The sequence below is a fragment of the Paraglaciecola sp. genome, from assembly GCF_051252315.1.
In the GTDB taxonomy this organism is placed as follows: Bacteria; Pseudomonadota; Gammaproteobacteria; order Enterobacterales; family Alteromonadaceae; genus Paraglaciecola.
Map to the genome: position 1 here is coordinate 1 of NZ_JBPOFP010000244.1, position 2325 is coordinate 2325.

1 protein-coding gene is annotated in these 2325 nt (G+C 35.1%); it reads right to left on the reverse strand.

What is annotated here, in order from left to right:
- Positions 1-2171 (reverse strand): efflux RND transporter permease subunit (locus tag ACSHXM_RS21665; RefSeq protein WP_435692486.1); only part of this gene is annotated, 2171 nt, incomplete at its 3' end.
- Positions 2172-2325 lie beyond the last annotated feature (154 nt).

The following is a 2325-nucleotide window of genomic DNA, read 5'->3' on the forward strand; positions in this document are numbered from 1 at the left end:
CGACCAGCTTTTCCAACTACGGTTTCAATTTCTGGAATAGTAGCTACTGCCATATCTAATTGTTGAAGCACTCTTTTGTTTTCTTCAACACCAGAATGTGGTAATGAGGTTGGCATTAATAAAAATGAACCTTCATTTAAAGATGGCATAAATTCTTTTCCAGTATTGTTCATTATCCAAATACCAGAAATAAGTACGGTAGTTGGTATCATTAAAAACAAAAGTTTGTTGGCTAAAGCCCAGTTTAAAATCTGTCCATAATACCTTCTGAAAATTGAAAATATTCCTAAAATTCCGAAGCAAATGATAGCGACAAAAATTAAGTTGATGAAGATACTTCTGTCAAAACCTAGCGGTCTCCAATATTCAGCAAGTAAGAATACAATAGCAGCACATGAGATGATAATATTAACAAGATTGCTATTCTTTTTGTTGAGTTTTCTCGAAACTCCTAATAAACCTGTGACACCAAAAGCAATTAAAATTATCCCTAACCAATATCCAACACCAATAATTGCGATTCCGGCAATTATTAAAGCACCATTTAAAATATGCTTAAAAGAATTTTTAAGTGATGTTTTTCTGAATAAATAAGCTGCTAATGGCGGGATTAGAAATAAGGCAATAACCAAAGATGCTGATAACGCCATCGTTTTGGTAAATGCAAGTGGTCTAAACAATTTTCCTTCTGCACCAATCATTGTAAACACAGGAACAAAACTGATAATTGTGGTTAATACCGCAGTTAAAATCGCTCCAGAAACTTCGGCTGTGGCATTATAAACCACTTCATTTGTAGTTAACTCTGTACCGTCTTCTCGTAATCGTAATTTGTCATCATCGAGATGGCGAATCATATTTTCTGCGAGAATGACGCCTACATCTACCATAGTTCCAATAGCAATAGCAATACCAGAAAGTGCTACAATATTGGCGTCTACGTTAAACAGTTTCATGGTAACAAAAACCATTAAGACTGCAACAGGCAACAATCCAGAAATTAAAATAGAAGCTCTTAAATTGAAAACCATCACAATAATAACCAAAATGGTAATTAATATTTCTAGTGTCAATGCTTCATTAAGCGTGTCTAATGTTTCTTCAATAAGCTCGGTACGGTCATAGAAGGGAACGACTGTTAATTGAGATGTTCGTCCATCTGCCAATACTTTTGAAGGTAATCCACCTTTCAGTTCCTCAATTTGCGCCTTTACATTGTTAATAACCTCCATTGGATTAGCACCATATCTTGCCACTACAACACCACCAACAACTTCCGCACCTTCCTTATCCAATAAACCTCTTCGTGTTGCTGGACCTAATGATACTTTACCTATGTCTTTAATTTTAATTGAGGTAAAATCTTCTGATGTCACTACAGCATTTTCAATATCTTCAACAGATTTCACATAACCCAAACCACGCACTAAATATTCAGCTTGATTGATTTCTAAAGTCTGCGCACCAATATCTTGATTGCTACTTTTAACCGCTTTTACAATCTGGTTTAAGCTAATGCTATATTGACGCATCAATTCTGGATTAACATCTACTTGATATTCTTGAACATAACCACCAATAGAAGCAACTTCAGAAACACCGCTTGCACTAGATAAAGCATAATTTACGTAGTAATCTTGAATGCTACGCAATTCGTGTAAATCCCAACCACCAGTCACGTTTCCTTTTTCATCACGACCTTCAAGTGTGTACCAGAATATTTGTCCTAATCCTGTTGCATCTGGACCCAAAGCAGGATTAACACCTTCAGGTAATAATCCACTTGGTAATGAGTTTAGTTTTTCTAGAATACGACTACGACTCCAATAGAATTCTACATCTTCTTCGAAAATGATATAGATACTTGAAAACCCAAACATAGACGAACTACGAATGGTTTTTACTCCTGGAATACCTAATAAGGATGTGGTTAATGGATAGGTAATTTGGTCTTCAATATCTTGTGGCGAACGACCATCCCACTTTGTAAATACAATTTGTTGATTTTCTCCGATATCTGGGATGGCATCAACAGCCACAGGATTACTTGGTAAAAATCCAGTATCCCAATTGAAAGGTGCGTTTACAGTTCCCCATCCAACAAAAAGAGCAAGTAGCAGAACTGCAACGAGTTTATTCTCTATAAGAAATTTGATTGCTTTATTAAGCATATGATTTGATTATTAAACAGTTAGACATTGGCGTTAAGAAAACACCGAATACAGCAAATTATCCTTATGACATTATAAAGTCATAGGATAAAACAGTCTATTGTTTAAAAATCAAATTAAATAAGTCTCGTCAATCTTGAAGATTTCCTTTATG